Source organism: Pseudobutyrivibrio sp. C4 (assembly GCF_900111635.1).
GTDB classification, from domain to species: domain Bacteria; phylum Bacillota; class Clostridia; order Lachnospirales; family Lachnospiraceae; genus Pseudobutyrivibrio; species Pseudobutyrivibrio ruminis.
On record NZ_FOHF01000002.1, the window covers coordinates 354682 to 369031 of the forward strand.

The 14350-nt window shown below is 40.2% G+C and carries 14 protein-coding genes and 1 tRNA gene; 14 read left to right on the plus strand and 1 reads right to left on the minus strand.

Annotation, left to right across the window (positions count from 1 at the left end; all coding sequences use genetic code 11):
• The first annotated feature begins 146 nt into the window (after positions 1-146).
• The 10 genes from BMY66_RS05605 (at position 147) to BMY66_RS05650 (ending at position 9786) form a co-directional block, all read left to right on the plus strand.
• Positions 147-833 (plus strand): F0F1 ATP synthase subunit A, encoded by a 687-nt coding sequence (locus BMY66_RS05605; RefSeq protein WP_044937255.1) that lies wholly within the window; start codon positions 147-149, stop codon positions 831-833.
• Between the two features lie 212 nt (positions 834-1045).
• Entirely contained in the window at positions 1046-1267 is a 222-nt protein-coding gene (gene atpE / locus BMY66_RS05610; RefSeq protein WP_015548814.1) for an ATP synthase F0 subunit C, read from the plus strand.
• A 38-nt stretch (positions 1268-1305) separates the two neighbouring features.
• Positions 1306-1788: a F0F1 ATP synthase subunit B gene (gene atpF, locus BMY66_RS05615; protein ID WP_090394462.1), complete on the plus strand. Its 483-nt coding sequence runs from the start codon at positions 1306-1308 to the stop codon at positions 1786-1788.
• Positions 1789-1790: 2 nt separating this feature from the next.
• Positions 1791-3806 carry a F0F1 ATP synthase subunit alpha gene (gene atpA / locus BMY66_RS05620; protein ID WP_090394463.1) on the plus strand — a complete coding sequence of 672 codons (2016 nt, stop codon included), beginning with the start codon at positions 1791-1793 and terminating at the stop codon, positions 3804-3806.
• Between the two features lie 3 nt (positions 3807-3809).
• A complete protein-coding gene (atpG, locus tag BMY66_RS05625) occupies positions 3810-4820 on the plus strand; it encodes an ATP synthase F1 subunit gamma (protein WP_044937265.1) in 1011 nt (336 codons plus the stop codon).
• Positions 4821-4832: 12 nt separating this feature from the next.
• A complete protein-coding gene (atpD, locus tag BMY66_RS05630; RefSeq protein ID WP_044937268.1) occupies positions 4833-6233 on the plus strand; it encodes a F0F1 ATP synthase subunit beta in 1401 nt (466 codons plus the stop codon).
• A 3-nt stretch (positions 6234-6236) separates the two neighbouring features.
• A complete protein-coding gene (gene atpC, locus BMY66_RS05635; protein ID WP_044937271.1) occupies positions 6237-6650 on the plus strand; it encodes an ATP synthase F1 subunit epsilon in 414 nt (137 codons plus the stop codon).
• Between the two features lie 307 nt (positions 6651-6957).
• Positions 6958-8103, plus strand: a complete 1146-nt coding sequence (locus BMY66_RS05640) for an MFS transporter (RefSeq protein WP_090394464.1) — start codon at positions 6958-6960, stop codon at positions 8101-8103.
• A gap of 198 nt (positions 8104-8301) precedes the next feature.
• Positions 8302-8381: transfer RNA gene (locus BMY66_RS05645), tRNA-Leu, on the plus strand.
• Between the two features lie 556 nt (positions 8382-8937).
• Complete coding sequence (locus BMY66_RS05650; RefSeq protein ID WP_143064509.1) at positions 8938-9786, plus strand: hypothetical protein; 849 nt, start codon at positions 8938-8940, stop codon at positions 9784-9786.
• A gap of 88 nt (positions 9787-9874) precedes the next feature.
• On the opposite strand, the gene BMY66_RS05655 is transcribed toward BMY66_RS05650, so the two are convergent.
• Positions 9875-10834, minus strand: coding sequence for a P1 family peptidase (locus tag BMY66_RS05655; RefSeq protein ID WP_090394466.1), 960 nt, complete (start codon positions 10832-10834; stop codon positions 9875-9877).
• Between the two features lie 161 nt (positions 10835-10995).
• On the opposite strand from BMY66_RS05655, the gene BMY66_RS05660 reads away from it, so the two are divergent.
• The 4 genes from BMY66_RS05660 (at position 10996) to BMY66_RS05675 (ending at position 14348) form a co-directional block, all read left to right on the plus strand.
• Complete coding sequence (locus BMY66_RS05660; protein WP_090394467.1) at positions 10996-11355, plus strand: GntR family transcriptional regulator; 360 nt, start codon at positions 10996-10998, stop codon at positions 11353-11355.
• Positions 11355-12068 carry an ABC transporter ATP-binding protein gene (locus BMY66_RS05665; RefSeq protein ID WP_090394468.1) on the plus strand — a complete coding sequence of 238 codons (714 nt, stop codon included), beginning with the start codon at positions 11355-11357 and terminating at the stop codon, positions 12066-12068. Before BMY66_RS05660 ends, BMY66_RS05665 begins: the two co-directional genes overlap by 1 nt.
• Positions 12068-12808, plus strand: coding sequence for a hypothetical protein (locus tag BMY66_RS05670; protein ID WP_044937291.1), 741 nt, complete (start codon positions 12068-12070; stop codon positions 12806-12808). Before BMY66_RS05665 ends, BMY66_RS05670 begins: the two co-directional genes overlap by 1 nt.
• 121 nt (positions 12809-12929) lie before the next feature.
• Positions 12930-14348, plus strand: a complete 1419-nt coding sequence (locus tag BMY66_RS05675; RefSeq protein WP_177175588.1) for an efflux RND transporter periplasmic adaptor subunit — start codon at positions 12930-12932, stop codon at positions 14346-14348.
• The last annotated feature ends 2 nt before the right edge of the window (positions 14349-14350 follow it).

Here is a 14350-nt window from a genome sequence, read left to right on the forward strand (position 1 = left end):
TGTATGGTGAAAACATACGGAGTAAATATCCGGTAAATTGCGTGTCAAACATTTTCTTTATACACATTGCTCAATTTGTATCTTATATTTTTGTGCGAAAGGTATAAAATGGGTGGCATGAGAAAAAATGAATAGGAGGTGTTTTCTTGACTTTAGCAGAAAAGCTTGTAGAAGAGCTAAATTGCGAAGAGGTATTCAGGCTCCATATCGGAGGATTTGATATTCCGATTTATGAATCAGTCGTAGTTACCTGGATCGTAATGGCCGTGCTTATTCTCATAGCCATATTCTTGACTACGGGACTAAAGACACAAAACATCAGTAAAAAGCAGGCATTTGCCGAGCTTATTTACGAGAAACTAAATGCCATTGTTGGTGCAACCTTAGGTGAAGAGGGAAAGGCATATACCGGTTACCTTGTCACAGTACTTTTGTACATTGGTTTATCTAACATCATTGGTTTGTTTGGTTTCAAGTCACCTACTAAGGATGTAAATGTTACAGCAGCACTTGCTCTTATGAGTATTATTTTGGTAGAAGCTGCAGGTATTTATCACAAAGGCGTAAAGAAATGGTTGCATTCATTTGTTGAGCCGGTTGCTATAGTAACACCATTTAACATTCTTGATGTATTCACAAGACCATTGTCGTTATGTATGCGACTTTTTGGTAATGTACTTGGTGCGTTTGTTATCATGGAACTTCTCAAAATCGTCGTTCCACCAGTTATCCCTGCTGTATTCTCATTATACTTTGATTTGTTCGATGGATTACTTCAGGCATATGTATTCGTATTCTTAACTTCTTTATATTTAAAGGAAGCTATTGAGTAACCGTATAAGCGGTATGAATACCGAATTTTATTTTATTTATTTTTTACTATTAAATGAGCCTTGTTCAAAGAGAAAAGATAGCCAGTAGCTATCTAGCTCTGAGTGTTGTCTAAGGAGACATGTTGGTCGACGAAGACAATATCTCAGGCTTGAGAGCGTAACTGGCGAGATGTAGATGAAAAACAAGGCGGATTCTTAGGAGGAAAAATTTTATGAACACTTTAATCGCAGTTGGAGCAGGTATTGCAGTAGTAACAGGTCTTGGTGCTGGTATTGGTATCGGTATCGCAACAGGTAAGGCTTGCGAAGGTATTGCACGTCAGCCAGAAGCAGAGAGCAAGATTCAGAAGAACCTTATCTTAGGTTGTGCCCTTGCAGAGGCAACAGCTATTTACGGTTTCGTTATCGCTCTTATGATAATGTTCGTATTGTAATAACAAGTTCTATTAATAATAAAGGATAGGTAATAGATATGATTAACATTCAATTTTGGAGTATTCTTTGGACAGTAGTCAATCTTCTTATCCTGGTTGTAGCTTTCAGAATCTTCTTCTTTAAGCCAATTGGCAAAATTATTGCTAAGCGTCAGGAAGAGGCAGATGAGGTTTATGCAAAGGCTACAGCAAAGGAAAACGAGGCTAATGAACTTGCTGCACAGTACGAGCAGAAGGTTGCAGAGGCTGAGACAGAGAAGAAACAGATTATTGCTGAAGCAAGAAAGAGCGCTGATGGTCAGTATCAGAAGATATTAGAAGATGCTAAGACTGATGCAAAGAGCATTCATGATGCAGCAGTTGCAGAAGCTAATCATGAGAAGAGCCAGATCATTGCAAGTGCAAAGAAAGAAATTGCAGATATAGTAGTTGATGCAACTACAAAAGTTGTTGGTAGCAAAACAGGAGCTGATATCGATAGCAAACTGTTTGATGAATTTTTAGGTAAAGCAGGTGAATAAAAGTGACAGAGAAATCTTTAAACTATGCCCGTGACCTACATAGCATAGATAATGCAGAAGCACATTTGCAGTCTGCCGCTTCTATACTAGAGGCTGTACCTGCAATTGGAGAGGAATTATCAGATCCTACAGTAGCAATCGCTAAGAAACATGTTGTTATTGATAGCATCTTCCCTCACGAAATCCGCAATTTCTTCAAATTGCTATGTGATAACGGAGATTTTGATTTATTTAATGATATTAGAGCTGCATACAAGGAATCTCTTCAGACTAAGACTGAAAAGGTTGACAGAGCGAAGCTTCGCTATGTTACAGCACCTTCTGATGAGCAGCTTGCAGGTATCAAGAAGTTCCTTGCTAAGGAAACAGGCAATGGAGACATTGAGCTTGAATTAGTACAGGACGATACACTAAAGAGTGGTTTCATTCTTTCAGTGGGGACAAAAGAATATGACTGGAGCGAGCAGGGCCGTATTGAGCAGTTCGCTACAAAGATTAATAAGGCAGTTGGTGTTTCAGCTGTTGATGAGAGCATTCTTTCAATCCTCAGAACTAACGTAGAAGACTTCAAGCTTGAAGCAGAGCAGAAGGAAGTCGGTATCGTTAACTGGGTAGGTGATGGAATTGCCAACGTAGACGGTATTGATCATGCATTCTACGGCGAAATCGTTATTTTCGATTGCGGCGTTAGAGGTATGGTTCAGGATGTTCGCCGCGATGAAGTAGGCGTTATCCTTTTCGGCCGTGATACAGAAATCAAAGAAGGTTCTAAGGTTGTTCGTACAGGTAAGATGGCAGGTCTTCCAGTAGGTAACGGCTTCCTTGGACGTATTGTTGATGCACTTGGTTCTCCACTTGATGGAAATGGAGAAATCCAGGCAGATGGATTTAGACCAGTTGAGTGTCCAGCTCCAAGTATCGTTGACAGACAGTCTGTTAGCCAGCCAATGGAGACAGGTCTTCTTTCAATCGATTCAATGTTCCCAATTGGTAGAGGACAGCGTGAGCTTATCATTGGTGATAGACAGACAGGTAAGACATCTATCGCTACTGATACAATCATCAACCAGAAGGGCAAGGATGTTATCTGCGTATACGTAGCTATTGGTCAGAAGGCATCTACAATTGCAAAGCTTGTTAACACATTAAAAGAAAACGGTGCAATGGATTACACAATTATCGTCAGTGCAACAGCATCTGATCCAGCACCACTTCAGTATATTGCACCATATTCTGGTACAGCACTTGCAGAGTACTTTATGTATTCAGGCAAGGACGTACTTATCGTTTATGATGATTTATCAAAGCATGCGGTTGCATACCGTGCAATCTCATTGTTGTTAGAGCGTTCACCTGGACGTGAAGCTTATCCTGGTGATGTTTTCTACTTACATTCAAGATTATTGGAGCGTTCTGCAAGAATCACACCAGAAGCAGGTGGCGGTTCAATTACAGCTCTTCCAATTATTGAGACTCAGGCTGGTGACCTTTCAGCTTACATTCCTACAAACGTAATTTCTATTACTGATGGTCAGATATTCCTTGAGTCAGAGCTTTTCAACGCAGGTCAGAGACCAGCCGTAAACGTAGGTCTTTCTGTATCCCGTGTTGGTGGTGCTGCCCAGACAAAGGCTATGAAGAAAGCCGCTGGTTCAATTCGTATCGATTTGGCTCAGTACCGTGAGATGGAAGTCTTCACACAGTTCTCATCAGATCTTGATGATGCAACAAAGAAGCAGTTGGCTCATGGTCGTGCCCTTATGGAATTATTGAAGCAGCCTCTTAACAGACCATTCTCAATGGCAGAGCAGGTTATCATTCTTGTAGCTGCAAACGCTCATATCTTTAGTGATGTTGAGCTTTCAAAGCTTAAGAAGTTTAGAGCAGATATGCTTGAGTTCTTTGCAACAGAGCATAGTGCAATTATCAGCCAGCTCGAGTCAACAAAGGATTTGTCAGAGGATATTAAGGCTTCTATTGTTGACGCAGCAGAGGAGTTCAAAAAGAATCAGGAGTAAACCATGGCAAGTACAAAGGAAATCCTAAATAGAATAAATAGTATTCAGGATACAATGAAGATTACAAGAGCCATGTACATGATGTCTTCAATGAAATTGCGTAAGGCAAAGTCAAAGCTTGAAGAGACATTGCCGTTCTTTGAAGGAACCCAGAAAGGTATTGCAGAAAATCTTGTTAGAATGCCTAACATCCGACACATCTATTTTGATAACCGTGTTGAGGATGATCAGGAGACCATTAAAAAGCGTGGATTCGTTGTATTTACAGGTGACAAGGGTATGGCTGGTGCGTACAATCACAACGCCATCAAATTTGCACTTCAACGAATCGGAGGCTTATCTAAGGACGAATACAAGCTATTCGTTGTAGGTGAGACAGGTAGAGCGTTTTTTATAAACAATGGATATAACGTAGACGAGAATTTCAGATATTCTGCAAACAATCCTTCAATGCATAGAGCGCGTGTTATTTCCGAGTATCTTATCGATTTATACAACAGAGAAGAGCTTGATAGAATCGATATTATTTACACAAAGATGCTCAATTCTGTTACAGAAGAGACTTGCGTAGAACGTTTGCTTCCTTTAAAAACACACAAGTTTATTAAGGAGCAGGTTCAGGAAATCGAATCTGATACAGAGGGAACAAGTAAAGTAGCTACTGAGATGAAGGAAGGAACAAAACACGTTCACTCAATCAATAACTACGAGCTTGAAGCTTTCAAAGAAGGCGGAGATTCATGGTATCCATTCTATCCATCTCTTTCATCGGTTTTGGAACATTTGGTACACAACCACTTTACAGCTTTCATCTATGGAGCTTTGGTTGAGTGTTCAGCCAGTGAAGAGAATGCGAGAATGATGGCTATGCAGTCAGCTACTGACAATGCGGAAGCGATTCTTCGAGAGTTATCTATCGAATACAATAGAGTGCGTCAGGCACAGATTACACAGGAAATTACTGAGGTAATCGGTGGTGCGAAGGCGCTTAAAAAGAAAAAAGCTAAAAGGTAAGAGAGGTTAAACATGTCAGAGTTAAAAGGAAAAATCGTCCAGGTTTCAGGACCTGTTGTCGATGTAGAATTTAAAGATAATGACCTACCTGCCATTAGAGATGCCCTATACGTTATGGTAGGGGATGAGAAAAGAGTAATGGAGGTCTCTCAGCACATCGGATTAGGCGTGGTTAGATGTATCATGCTTGCTCCTTCTGAGGGACTATGTAGAGATATGGAAGTAACTGCTACAGGTACTGGTATTTCTGTACCAGTTGGTGAGCAGACACTTGGTAGACTTTTCAACGTATTAGGTGACACACTTGATAATGGTGAGAAGCTTGATAATGGAGAGCATTGGTGCATCCATAGAGAGCCACCTACATTCGAGGACCAGAGCCCAGTTGTTGAAATGCTTGAGACAGGTATCAAGGTTATCGACTTACTTGCTCCTTATGCTAAGGGTGGTAAGGTCGGACTTTTCGGTGGTGCCGGTGTAGGTAAGACAGTACTTATCCAGGAGCTTATCCATAATATCGCTACAGAGAGCGGCGGTTACTCAATCTTTACTGGTGTAGGAGAGCGTTCTCGTGAAGGTAATGACCTTTGGACAGAAATGGCTGAGTCAGGAGTTCTTGATAAAACAGCCTTAGTGTTTGGTCAGATGAACGAGCCACCTGGAGCACGTATGCGTGTTGCTGAAACAGGACTTACAATGGCTGAGTATTTCCGTGATGTTAAAAATCAGGATGTGCTTTTATTCATTGATAACATTTTCCGTTTCGTACAGGCAGGTTCAGAGGTTTCAGCTCTTCTTGGTCGTATGCCATCAGCCGTTGGTTACCAGCCAACACTTGCAAACGACTTAGGTGAGCTTCAGGAGAGAATCGCTTCTACAAAGAACGGTTCTATCACATCAGTTCAGGCTGTATACGTTCCTGCTGATGACTTAACTGACCCAGCTCCAGCAACAACATTCTCACACTTGGATGCTACAACAGTTCTTTCTCGTAAGATTGTTGAGATGGGTATTTACCCAGCTGTAGATCCACTTGAGTCTACATCACGTATCCTTGAGCCAGACGTAGTTGGTGAGGAGCATTATCAGGTTGCACGTGGAGTACAGGAGATTCTCCAGAAGTACAAAGAGTTACAGGATATTATCGCTATCCTTGGTATGGAAGAGCTTTCTGACGAGGATAAGATTACTGTATATCGTGCAAGAAAGGTACAGCGTTTCCTTTCACAGCCATTCTCAGTTGCTGAGAACTTTACAGGTGTTAAGGGACAGTTCGTAACTGTAAAGGATACTATCCGCGGATTTAAGGCTATCCTTAATGGTGAGATGGATGATTATCCAGAAGCAGCATTCTTTAACGTTGGTACAATTGAGGATGTCAAGAAAAAGGCTGCAGATCTTGTAAAGGAGTAGTATATGGCATCATTATTTAATCTTAAAATAATCGCTTGTGATGGCGTGTTTTATGATGGTGACTGCGAAATAATTATTATTCCTAGTCCTGATGGAGAGTCTGCAATCATGAATCATCATGAGATGATGACTGGTGTAGTTTCTGTCGGTGAAATACGCTTTAAAACAGGCGATGGAACATGGCGAAGTGCCATTGTATCTGATGGATTAGTATCTGTTTACAAAGACGGATCAGTAAAGATGATTGCATATTCTTGCGAGCGTCCAGAAGATATTGATACATACAGAGCTCAGGAAGCTTTAGAGCGTGCTCAGGAGCAGCTTCAGCAGAAACAGAGTATGGTTGAATACCAAATCTCTACTGCTAATATGGCTCGTGCTATGGCTCGATTAAAGGGAGCTAGCAGACACTCATAGCTTTAATATGATTTATAAACACCTCTTTACTAATGTGTTCGCTGTTTTGGACACATTTGATAAAGAGGTGTTTTTTTACTTTACTTCGAAAATACGATATGGTAAAATCCACATTGTTAACATCAAAGTTTTAAAGAAAGGAGGGCGTAGTATGACTTGGAAAACAATTAATATGCATCTTACAAAAGGTTCTATTTTTGCAGTTTACGGGGATAGTGCGCCCTTTTTTAAGCGATAGAAATTAATTGCTTATAACATCGTGCCGCACTATCTCCTTATTCTAAAAAATAGATAAGGAGATTTTTTTATGGAGATTTATAATAAAGAATTAGAAATTCAAGGAAATAATGAGCTTCGTGCAAGAAGCAAAAAGATAAATATAAAAGCACAGCTTGGGAAGATTTATGCTATAGACAGCTTTGGCGCATTTATGATTGCAGGCGCTTCTTGGGTTGCGCTGCTGGCAGCTCGCGGTTTCTCAACACTGGAGATAGGCTGGTTTGAAAGTATTTTTCATGTGGTAAGCATGATATGTGAAGTGCCATCTGGCGCGGTGTCTGATGTGTTCGGCCGCAAGAAATCCATGGTGCTTGCGCAGATAATGTCTATGTTATCTGCAATGATAATGATATTCACTGATTCCTTCATTTCAATTGCTTTCGCTATGGGAGTGAGTGCATTGAGCTATAACTTAGCGTCAGGAACTCGCGAAGCATTGGCATACGACAGTATGAAAAAGGCTGGCGTCGAAAAGAATTACGAAGACTTCTTTTCAAAAGATATGATTATCTATGAGATATTCAGTTCATTAGCTACACTTCTTGCGGGAGTAGCGTTGATGCTAGGGTACCGTAGAGCATATTTGGTTGATATCATCATCGGAAGCGTGGCATTGGTGTTTGCATTATCGCTGACAGAGGTTCATGCTGAATGCCATGAATCAATGGACGTGGCTGGCAGATTCAAAGAAGTTGCCATAGGCTCAATCAGGTTCTTAAAGGAGAATCGCAAAGCGAGACTGATAATTCTATTTAATGCTGCAATCGGGGCGGTGGCGGTTTTGATAGCATTCTTCATGCAAGCAAAGCTTCCTGAAGTTGGCTTGAGACCTGTGTTACTTGGTCCAGCACTGTTTGTTATTGGTCTTTCTGGAGCTCTAGGTTCAAAGACTGTCACATTTTTCAACAAGTTAGGGTATAGGACTATTGGTCTTATTTCCTTTTTGGGAGTTGTCCTTGCCTTTGCCTCAGTATTAGTTGGCAATCCATATGTAATGATTGTGGGAGCGTGCATTGGTTCTTTTGCAGACAGCTTCATTGAAATCAGATCAGATGTAGTGCTGAACGACATGATTCCATCAGGCCAGAGAGCCACTTTGATGTCAGTAAATTCATTTACATATTCGGTTATAATGATTCTGTTATCACCGGTGTTTGGATGGATTTTCGGATAGAGTTTCAGGTAGAACTTTAGGTAGTGCTTTAGTCATGGGAAATGATAAAATCTGGTTGAATATTTAGATAATTGGTAGGTCTTTCAGATGTATTCTGAAAGGCCTATTTTTTGTTGCATTGGGAGTAGCAGTGTGATATATTATTGGAGTCGATGAGCCGACATCGAGGTCGTAGACTTAGTCACTACCTTGATTCACGCGGGTGTGGCGGAATTGGCAGACGCGCTAGATTTAGGTTCTAGTGGGAGACCGTGCAGGTTCAAGTCCTGTCACCCGCAGTAATCTCACATACTTCTGTATGTGAGATTTTCTTTTTTTCATTTGCTATCATTTCGATAGCGATTTTCACGAAACAGGTCATACAATTGCTAGTTTTTGGTGTATGTAATAGATTGGCAATTGCGGGGAAAATGAGTGTTATTGTGATTTGGTATTAGGAAGTGTGGTGAGTTAAGTAATTTTGGAGTAGTACGGATTAGGAAAGCATTAATTGGGGCTGATGGGCCCGGTTTTACCACTAGCGGGTAATCAGATGTTGTCTGCTAGAGGTACAAAATATGTACATTACCACTAGCGGGAGATGGAATACTGAGAGCTAGAGGTACGAAATCGTAGGTTTACCACTAGCATAATCAAAACTGAATTCTGCTAGTGGTAAAAAATGAGAGACATACCACTAGCGTAAGTGTGATTGCTTCATGCTAGTGGTATAGGTGCAAAAGAATACCTCTAGCTGTCACAGAAATACTATTTGCTAGAGGTAAAGTGACGAAAAGATACCACTAGCAAGTTGAAATAGCTGGAATGCTAGTGGTAAATGCAGGTTTGAGAGCTATGATTAAGGAGGTAGAGTTATTGAAAAGCTTCATAGATGCAATAAATCAAGAGATAGATAATATCAAGGGAGAAATAGAATCACTAGAAAGGAGGTATCCAAAGGATGATGGATATTTCCTTGAAATAAAGAAAAATCGGGGGAAATATACTCAATTCTACAAATGTAAAATGATTCCTGGACAAGGAAGATTTAAGGTAGAGAGAACTTTTATAAAACGAGATGATATTGATGTGGCTAGGAGATTAGCGCAAAAGGATTTTGATTTTCAGTTGCTAAAGATATTGAATGAGCAATTGATAGCATTAAATGGGACGATACAAGAGTTCCCTAAACTAGACGGGATGATGCTATATAATGAATTGTCAGATGCGCGCAAGGCTCTAATTGACAGCAAATATATAGATGACCAAACTTATATAGAATGTTGGCTAGCCCAATACAATGAACAGGATGCAGCAGATTCTTTCCAAAACAAATATCCAATTGAAACATCCTATTACACAGATAACGGGGAGCATGTTAGATCTAAATCAGAGAAGATTATTGCAGATAAGTTTGCAAAAGAAGGAATTCCATATGTATATGAACCGGCTTGTGAGCTAAACCGAAAGGGGCTTCATCCGGACTTTGTGTTATTAAATCAAGAGACCAGACAGACATATTTCTATGAGCATTTTGGAATGATGGACAAGCCAGAATACGCTATAGCTGCAGTGAAGAAAATTGCGAAATATAGAGAATTAGGGTATGAGTATGGCAAGAACTTGCTTTATTCTTTTGAGACTGGCGTTGATGGATTAAACATAAATGATTTGTATAGGATAATTTTAGAGAATTGTAAATAAAAAAGAGTAGGTATTTGTTCTCCGTGATTAGATACCTACTCGATATATACAGTCAAAAAGGCTATTGCACAATGCAATAGCCTTTTACTTATTTTACACTTCTTTTTATAGCTTCACACATTACGTGGTTTGCAAGGGTTCCTACAACATCAAGGGAAGCTTCTACATTTCCTAAAGACATGGCGTAGATGCTGTCGCCGTCCATTGATGTGTGGATAGGGCGTATGCATCGAGCGTAGCCATCGTGAGCCATGCCTGCAACTTTGCAGAGCTGTGTTTTGTTGAGCTTTGCATTCGTAAATACGATACCAATGGTAGTGTTAGTTGGTGCGCCGGCAGGGGCTTTATCGGCAGAGTCGGAAGGCTTTCCAGCCATAGCCATGGCGTACATTAATTCTTCGCAGGAAACATCATTAAGTGATTTACCGTCTTCTGCTAAAACACCAGCTATTCTTTTCCCATCAACATAATCATAAACATCGCCAACAGCGTTAGTGCAGACGATTGCTCCAACTTTTAATTCACCAAGTTCAACAGCGTAGCTGCCAATTCCTGACTTTGTGCATCTGTCAGGACCAAGCATTTTTCCGACAGTTGCGCCACATCCTGCACCATGACTACCATTTTCAAAGTTGCCATGTTCTCCTTCAAAAGCTTTAGTACAAGCTGCATATCCCATTTCTTTATCCGGATATACGTTAGAAGCTTTGTAGCCTAAATCAAAGATATCTGACTGGCAAACAAGTGGTACAACAACATCCCCCACAGGGAAGCCAATTCCTTTTTCAGCTAAACATTTCATAACGCCACCGGCTGCATCCAAACCGAAGGCTGAGCCCCCGCCTAAAACAACAGAGTGAATAACCTCTGCAGCGGCAAGAGGATCCATTAATCCTGATTCACGGCTGGCTGGGCCGCCGCCGCGAATATCGAGACCGCATGGTGCTCCCTCTGGAGCAACGATAACAGTGACACCAGTTCCAGCGTCCTGATTTTCAGCCTGTCCTATCTTAAAATTCCCAATCTGGAAAATATCAATTTCTTTCATAAAAACCTCCTAAAAAATAATTAAGTAGGGGCAGTAAACAAAGCCCTAGAAAACATTTTACAACAAAAAATAAAAATGTGGAAAAAAACTGTTGACAGTAACAACACACTAGTGTACTATTCAGATAGCACAGTAGTACATGACACAGGAGGAGTGTGAATATGCAGTTTGATTCAAAGACACCCATTTACTTACAAGTAATTAACTCTATCAAAATGGATATTGTTAATGAACGTATTAAATGCGGAGAAAAGCTTCCATCAAGCCGAGAGCTGGCTGTTAAATATACAATCAATCCAAACACGGCCGCTAGGGTTTATCAGGAGCTGGAAAGGGAGGGTGTATGTTACACCAAAAGAGGCATGGGTACGTTTGTGACAGATGATGTAAATATCATCAAAGCATGTCGACAGGAAATGGCGCAGGATGCTTTAAATCTATTTTTGAAAAGCATAATGGAGCTTGGTATTTCCGATGAAGAAGCAATAGAAATGATTAGAAGTAGAAAGGACGAAATGTGATGTTAAAAAGTGTTGATGTTACTAAAAAATTTGTTGGCAAAACCGCGGTAGATGGCATAACAATGAGCCTCGAACCAGGACACATTTATGCAATGCTAGGTCCTAATGGAAGCGGTAAGACTACTTGGATGAAGATGGCAGCAGGCCTTATAAAGCCTACATCTGGCGAGGTGCTTTACAAAGATTCTCCAATCGGTATTGAAAGCCGTAAGGAAATCGCCTATATGTCTACTGAGCCATATTTCTATGATTGGATGACAGTTGGGGATGTAGGAAAGTATTATCAGGATTTCTTCGCAGATTTCTCGATGGAGAAATACACAGATATGGTTATTAGCATGGATCTTGATACGAAACAGAAGGTAAAATCTCTTTCTTCAGGTATGATGGCAAAGCTTAAAGTTGCAGTAACAATGGCTAGGGATGCAAAGGTGTACATGCTTGATGAGCCATTAAACGGTATTGATTTGCTTGCAAGAGATGATGTTATGAACATGATTCTTGATGCAGCATCAGAGGATAAAATTCTTCTTATTTCAAGTCACTTGGTTGAAGAGCTGGAATCAGTTGTTGATAAAGCAATCTTTATTAAGCAGGCACAGCTTGTAGGTGTATTTGATGTAGAAGGTTTACGTATGACAGAAGGCGTATCTTTGGCTGATAAATATCGCCAGGTATTTTCAAATATTACATGTATGGAGGGGATTGCATAATGGGAAACTTAATTAAATACGAATTCAGAAAATCATGGGCAATGAAGGGAATAATCCTTGTTATAACAGCTATATTTGAGGTGATGTTTTTAATTGGTGTTTTCATGCAGAAGGAAGGATTTTTAGCAATAGGTGTAACCCTTCTTTCTATGATAGCTGTTTGTTCAGTGTTTATTATTGGTATTTTTGGAATATTTACATTGAGCAGAGATTTGAACACAAAGCGAAGCTACATGCTTTTTATGACTCCAAATAATAGCTTCAAGATTTTAGGCGCAAAGCTTATTGAAAATGCAAGCTCAATCATAGTAGTAAGCGTATGTTTTGTAGCACTTGCAATTGCTGATGTTTCTATTTTGGCTGCTTCTTACGGTGAGTTTAAAGAGTTATTTGAGTTTATAAATGCCCTTTTAGGCGAAAGCTATTATGTTGATTCATACAGATTTGCCATGATTAGTGCAGCATCTGTTGTAAATTGGATTTCCACAGTATGCTTAGGTTTCTTTGCTGTAATCATCTGCGCGACATTATTAAACGGCAAGAAATACAATGGATTCCTCAGCTTCTGCATCTTCATCGCAATCTCAATCTGCCTTAGCAAGTTACTTGGCGTGTTTATCGACGATGGATTGGATTTTAATACAACACGTGTAATCATCCAGATTGTTTATTATGCAGTTGTTTCAGTAATTCTTTATGTTGCATCAGCATGGTTAATGGACAATAAGCTTTCAGTGTAAATCTAAAAAGATTCTTAAATAAAAATTAAAAGTATTTACATTACAGTGGATTATATTACACTAAACAAGATATGAAAAAGTTATACGAACATACCTTACCCAGGATATGTTCAAAAGGAGGATGAAATTGGGCGTTATAAAGAAAATAGGTGGCTTCTGCAAAAAGCACTTGAAGCTAATCATTATTCTGGTTGTTATTATTGGCGTGGTGTTGTTTATAAGACATAAGGCTCAGGTTGCGGCTCAGGCTATGCTTGATGAACAGAATGAACCGGTCACATCTACGGTTGAAAAGATGGACTTAAAGAAGTCTGTTGGTGTTACTGGAACACTTACAGCAAATGAGACACTTACTGTTACATCAACACTTGGCGGCACTGGGGTTACAGGCGTAAAGGTTTCTACTGTAAATTATGAAGTAGGAGATTACGTTGAAAAAGGCCAGACAGTAGTTGAGTTTGATGGCGATGATTATGAGCGTAAGCTTACAGAACTCAATCTTCAGAACGATATTACAAACACTGAAGCTAGCATGAGCATCGAGGATATGCAAAAATCCATCGAAGACACTCAGAAGAAGATTGATGAGAAGCAGAAGTGGCTTGATGATAACAAGGCAATCTATGAAAACCTTAAGGATGCCTTTAATCAGTACGAGAAATATAAGGATTCTGACCCATCTGTAGTAGAGCGTTGGAACAGAGAATCAGCAGCTGCAGCCGGCAGAAGCGAGCCAGTTACTGTTTCAGGATACGAAGCTGTTGAGGATGAGGTTGATGCTCTTAAGGAGCAAATCCGCACAACTCAGAACAAGATTGAGCTTGCACAGATGCAGCAGAACTATGCTCAGAATTACACACAGGTAGATGCTAAAAATGATCTATACGAGAGCATGGATAAGACAAAGGTAGAGGCACCTATTTCAGGATATATCCTTACAATGAACGTTGAAGAGGGGAACAACTATACACAGGGTAATACCGTATTTACGATAGCTGATACAAGCGGATTTATTGTAGAGGCAACTGTTAATGAATACGATGTAGCAAACATCCAGAAGGATTTGCCAGCTACAGTTAAGTTTGAAGCCACAGGTGACGAGGAATTCACAGGTACAGTTTCATTCGTATCAATTGCATCTGAATCTACTACATCTGCAGCAACAGCTTCAGCTAACTATGGGGCAGCAACAGGTACATCAACTGGAAGTGCTGCATCTTACAAGTTAAAGATTAAGATGGATGGAACAGACGATAGATTCCGTGTTGGTATGACAGCAAAGGCAAGCATCGTTCTTGATTCTGCTTCAGATGTACTTGCAGTACCTTATGACTGTGTTCAGCAGAAGGATGACGGAAGCTTCTTCGTAACATCTATCGCTGATGATGGAACAAAGAAGGACATCCCAGTTACAAAGGGACTTGAAAGCGATTATTATGTAGAGATTTCTGGTGATGGAATCAAAGAAGGCATGACTGTAGAGGCAATCGTTAGCGATGCGCCTAGCACAGATATTATGGATTATGTGACTTTTGAATAGGA